Origin of the sequence: Pseudomonas quasicaspiana, from assembly GCF_021147825.1 — a bacterium.
Taxonomy (GTDB): Bacteria; Pseudomonadota; Gammaproteobacteria; order Pseudomonadales; family Pseudomonadaceae; genus Aquipseudomonas; species Aquipseudomonas quasicaspiana.
This window is the reverse complement of the sequence record NZ_JAGTPI010000114.1, coordinates 1-5,409: the sequence shown is the minus strand read 5'-3', so window position 1 is coordinate 5,409 and position 5,409 is coordinate 1. Positions and strand designations below refer to the sequence as shown.

4 protein-coding genes are annotated in these 5,409 nt (G+C 58.2%); 1 reads left to right on the top strand and 3 read right to left on the bottom strand.

The window, feature by feature from the left end; genetic code table 11:
- Window positions 1-121: 121 nt before the first annotated feature.
- From KDX30_RS29275 to KDX30_RS29265, 3 genes are all read right to left on the bottom strand, one after another.
- Window positions 122-505, bottom strand: coding sequence for an ester cyclase (locus KDX30_RS29275; protein WP_319946102.1), 384 nt, complete (start codon window positions 503-505; stop codon window positions 122-124).
- A 72-nt stretch (window positions 506-577) separates the two neighbouring features.
- Window positions 578-2,845, bottom strand: a complete 2,268-nt coding sequence (gene katG, locus KDX30_RS29270; protein WP_231678235.1) for a catalase/peroxidase HPI — start codon at window positions 2,843-2,845, stop codon at window positions 578-580.
- Window positions 2,846-3,305: 460 nt separating this feature from the next.
- Window positions 3,306-4,223 (bottom strand): LysR family transcriptional regulator, encoded by a 918-nt coding sequence (locus KDX30_RS29265; protein WP_231678234.1) that lies wholly within the window; start codon window positions 4,221-4,223, stop codon window positions 3,306-3,308.
- A gap of 338 nt (window positions 4,224-4,561) precedes the next feature.
- Between KDX30_RS29265 and KDX30_RS29260 the strand changes: the two genes are divergently transcribed.
- Complete coding sequence (locus KDX30_RS29260; RefSeq protein ID WP_231678233.1) at window positions 4,562-5,305, top strand: SDR family oxidoreductase; 744 nt, start codon at window positions 4,562-4,564, stop codon at window positions 5,303-5,305.
- Window positions 5,306-5,409: the final 104 nt, after the last annotated feature.

Below are 5,409 nucleotides of genomic sequence, written 5' to 3'. Positions count from 1 at the left end.
GACTCCACAGCTACAACAACTACTTGTCGCCAATAGCTATGGAGCAGCAGGCGGCTTGATCACCGTAATCGGTGTCCGGAAAAACTTGACCAGAACAGCCTCGCTCCCACAGGGTCTTGTATCAAAGCTGCGCCTCAATCCCCGCCTTATCAATCACCGACCACACCTCAACGATCCTCCCCTCTTTAAACCGGTAAAACACGTTTTCGCTGAACTGCACTTTCCGGCCATTGACCGGCAAGCCCATGAAATCCCCAATCGGGGTGCAGTCGAAGTCCAGGCGGGCGGCGATGTGTTCGGGGTCGGCGATTAAAAATCGTATGTTGAAATGCAGGTCCGGAATCTGCCGGTAGTCTCGTTCGAGCATTTCGCGGTAGCCAGTCAGGCCCACGCGCTGGTCGTTGTAGTGCACGTTTTCATCAACAAACTGGCCCAGCGCAGGCCAGTTCTGCTGATTCAAGCAGGCGATGTAACCTTGGTAGACGTCACGCAGGTCACTGCTCATCAAACACCTCCGGTAATAAAAAAGCCCCGACCTGACGACTCAGACCGGGGCTTTCGGGTTCAAGCGTTTACATCAGGCAAGGTCAAAGCGATCAAGGTTCATCACTTTGGTCCAGGCCGCGACGAAGTCGCTGACGAACTTCTCTTGCGCGTCACCCGCGGCATATACCTCAGCCAGCGCACGCAACTGGGCGTGGGAACCGAACACCAGATCGACGCGAGTACCGGTCCATTTCACAGCACCGGTCTTGCGGTCACGGCCTTCGAACTCGTCCTTGGCGTCAGACACGGCGCGCCATTCGGTGCTCATGTCCAGCAGGTTGATGAAGAAGTCGTTGGTCAGGGTTTCTGGACGCTGAGTGAACACGCCATGTCGGGTTTGGCCGACGTTGGTGTTCAGCACGCGCAGGCCGCCTACCAGCACGGTCATTTCCGGCGCAGTCAGGTTCAGCAGTTGGGCCTTATCGACCAGCAATGCTTCAGCCGACGAACCAAAACGGCCCTTCTGGAAGTTACGGAAGCCATCAGCAACAGGCTCCAGGAAACCGAACGATTCAACATCCGTCTGTTCTTGCGAAGCGTCGGCACGACCCGGCGCGAAAGGAACGGTGACGGCATGACCGGCGTTTTTCGCCGCTTGCTCAACACCCGCAGAACCGGCCAGTACGATCAGGTCAGCGAGGGAGATTTTCTTGCCGCCTGCCTGTGCACCGTTGAACTCGCTCTGGATGCTTTCCAGTTTTGCCAGCACATGCGCCAGTTGTTCCGGCTGGTTGGCTTGCCAGAATTTCTGCGGTGCGAGACGCAAACGTCCGCCGTTGGCACCGCCGCGTTTGTCGGAGCCTCGGAAGCTGGACGCCGCCGCCCACGCAGTGGAAACCAGCTGCGAAACAGACAAGCCCGAAGCCAGAACTTTAGCCTTCAGTGCAGCCACGTCGTTTTCGTCGACCAAAGGGTGATCGACGTCTGGAATCGGGTCTTGCCACAGCAGTTCTTCGGCTGGCATTTCCGGACCGAGATAACGGGACAGCGGCCCCATGTCACGGTGGGTCAGTTTGAACCAGGCGCGGGCAAAGGCGTCGGTCAACTGGTCCGGATTAGCGAGGAAGCGACGGGAAATCACTTCGTAAGCCGGGTCAAAACGCAGCGCCAGGTCAGAGGTCAACATGGTCGGTGTGTGGCGCTTGGACGGATCATGGGCATCGGGAATCAGACCGGCACCAGCGCCGTCTTTTGGACGCCATTGATGAGCACCCGCCGGGCTCTTGAACAGTTCCCACTCGAAACCGAACAGGTTTTCCAGGTAGTTGTTGCTCCACTGGGTCGGCGTGGTGGTCCACGTCACTTCCAGGCCGCTGGTAATGGTGTCGCCGCCTTTACCGCTGCCGAATGTGCTTTTCCAGCCCAGACCTTGTTGCTCGATGTCTGCCGCTTCGGGTTCTGCACCGACGTTATCAGCCGGGCCAGCACCGTGGGTTTTACCGAAGGCATGACCGCCCGCGATCAGGGCCACGGTTTCTTCGTCGTTCATCGCCATGCGACCGAAGGTTTCGCGGATATCTTTGGCCGAGGCCACCGGGTCCGGGTTGCCTTCCGGGCCCTCCGGGTTCACATAGATCAGGCCCATTTGCACGGCGGCCAACGGGTTTTCCAGGTCACGGCCTGGCGCGTCGTTGCGGCTTTCTTCGGTGCCGTGATTGCCTGCATCGGCCACCAGCACGCCTTCGCCTTCAGGCTGCTCTTCCTTGCCGTAGCGGGTGTCGCCGCCCAGCCAGGTTTTCTCAGAGCCCCAGTAAACCGCTTCTTCCGGCTCCCAGACGTCAGCACGCCCACCGGAGAAACCGAACGGTTTGAAGCCCATGGTTTCCAGCGCGACGTTACCGGTGAGGATGATCAGGTCGGCCCAGGAAATCTTGCGGCCGTACTTTTGCTTGATCGGCCAGATCAGGCGGCGCGCCTTATCGAGGCTGACGTTGTCCGGCCAGCTGTTGAGCGGAGCGAAGCGCTGTTGACCCGCGCCAGCACCGCCACGACCGTCAGCGGTACGGTAGGTCCCGGCGCTGTGCCAGGCCATACGGATGAACAGCGGACCGTAGTGACCAAAGTCGGCTGGCCACCAGTCCTGCGAGTCAGTCATCAGCGCGCGAAGGTCTTGCTTTACCGCTTCCAAATCAAGGCTTTTGAAGGCAGCGGCATAGTCGAAGTTTTCGCCCATCGGGTCGGACAGCGATGAGTGCTGATGCAGGATCTTCAGATTAAGCTGGTTCGGCCACCAGTCGCGGTTGGTCGTACCGCCACCTGCAGCAGCGTGATTAAAGGGGCATTTCGATTCAGTCGACATGTTTTATTTACCTTTGGTCGAGTTCATGCGCTGCCTGGCCCGTTCCGGACTTAAAGCGGCGATGTGGTTCATCACGGCACAACATGCGTGGCCAGCGCGGGATCAGCATCTCTCTGTCGCCACACGGAAACTTAATTAAACGGCGACTGGCTCACCAGCGCCAGAACAAGCCTAGACGCCCTTTGAGAAGAGAGCTAATTAGCTAAGTCTTGGGTAGCGATAGACATACTCTGTCAATCGATAGATAAAACTTGAAGGTATGGGCTTTTTTGAGCGTTTCTCTGTGGGAGATTCTATTTTGGCCTGCTCGCTCTATGGTCGATGGCATTCTCTGCTGGAGCGTTGCTTGGCCCCGAATCAGTCGATGAGGTATTCAAGTGCACCGCGTCATCGTTCTTCGCGAGCAAGCTCGGCTCCTACAGTTGATCGCTAAGTCTGTGGGAGCATTTCAATTCGCTGGCTAACTTGCACCCTGCGGAAAGCGCAGCGGGTCAGAAAAACTTGCCAGCAGATGGTCGTAAATCAGGCGAACGCGCGGAGCGACGGGGCCGCGCTGAGGTCGATAGACAAACAGCTCCCATGGAGGGGGCGCGATCTGCGGCATGACTTCCACCAGCCTGCCCTCTCGCAAATGGGGCTCGGCCAGATAGCGGGGCATTTGCGCGTAAGTCAGCCCGGCCAGAACGATTTCGAGCTCAGCTTCGGGGTCGTCACAGGTGAAGGCGGCCGATTGCGGCAGAAACGTCTGGCCATCGGCGAAAACCCACGGCCATGGCCGTCCGGTTTTACGGTCGATCAGCACGGATAACGGGCGCTGCTTGAGTTCCTCCAGCGAGGATGGCCGCCCGGTGGAAGCCACCAGTTGCGGCGTGGCCACTACATGAAACGGAACGGTACCGGCTGCTCTGGCGATATAGCGGCGGTCGCGGATGTAGCCAACCCGGATGCCGATATCGACCTGGGCTTCAACAGCATCGGTCACTTCATCGTCGAAGCGCACGTCGATGCGCAGCTCCGGATGTTTGCTCATCAGGGGTTTTAGGAACTCCAGCAGGAACAACCGGCCGATGGCGTATGGCGCGGTGATGCCTACCCGCCCCGCCAGACCATCGCTCTCAACGCCGGTGTGACGGGCAAAGAGTTGATCAAGGCCGCTCAGGGTTTCCCGTGCCTGCCGTGCCAGGTCTTCGCCGAACGCAGTGATATGGATCTGCCGGGTGCTGCGGTGAAAGAGCATTTCGCCGAGGGTGTTTTCCAGTTCCTTGATGGCTCGGGTCACGCTCTGCGGCGATGTGCCCAGACGGCTCGCGGCTTCGCGGAAGGTGCCCGATTCAGCTGCGGCACAGAAGATTCTCAGCATTTCGACGCGGTTGAGCATGGGAACTCCTGGTATATGGGGATGCTAAACCTGTAGGAGCGCGCTTGCCCGCGAACGCGTCAGCACGGGCGATCTATCCATCAACTGACAGACCGAAATCGCGGGCAAGCGCGCTCCTACAGTCCAATGTTGCGTTGCGACAGCGTGCCGTCAGGGACTGCGGAGCGGCTGCTACAGGAAAAAGCGATTCAGAACGAAATGAGTAATCACTGAGCGATAATTCCATTTTCTGGAATTCCTTAATCCTATCTCTTCCATTTATCGACAGGAAGAAGACGCCCACAATTGATTTCGAAAGCAGTTATCCCTCTCGAAACCAACTCAAGGGTATTCAGATCATGAGCAATAACATCGAAGGCAAAGTCGTCGTCATTACCGGTGCAAGCAGCGGTCTGGGTGAAGCCACCGCGCGTCATCTTGGCGGTTTAGGGGCGAAGGTTGTCTTGGGCGCTCGTCGCAAGGCGAACCTGGACACGCTGGTCAGTGAAATCACCGCAGCAGGTGGCAACGCCGTTGCCTATCAGACAGACGTGACGCGCAAAGACGATGTGGATGCGTTGATCAAAGGCGCGCTGGATACCTTTGGTCGTGTAGACGTGCTGATCAACAACGCAGGTGCCATGGCGATTGCACCGATGTCGGAAGGCAAGACCGATGAATGGGATCGCATGATCGACATCAACATCAAAGGCCTGCTCTACGGCATCGCCGCCACCCTGCCAGTATTTCAGCAACAGAACAGCGGCCACTTCATCAACATCGCTTCGGTGGCGGGCATCAAGGTCTTCAGCCCGGGCGGCACGGTCTACAGCGGGACCAAGTTTGCCGTGCGAGCGATTTCCGAAGGGCTTCGTCATGAAGTCGGCGGCAGCATTCGCACCACCACCATCGAGCCAGGTGCAGTGGACTCGGAACTGAAACTGGGCAGTTCGCACCAGGCCAGCGCTGAAGCAGTGGGCGAGTTCTACAAACAGGCTATCCCTTCCAGCTCCGTGGCCCGCGCCATTGCCTTTGCGATTGAGCAACCAGCGGATGTGGACATCAACGAAATCGTGCTGCGCCCGACCTCGCAGGATTTTTGATTACTCGATTGTAGAGCCACGACAAAATCTGTAGGAGTGAGCTTGCTCGCGATAGCGTCCTGTCATTCGACCGGCAACTGACAGGCAGAACGCTATCGCGAGCA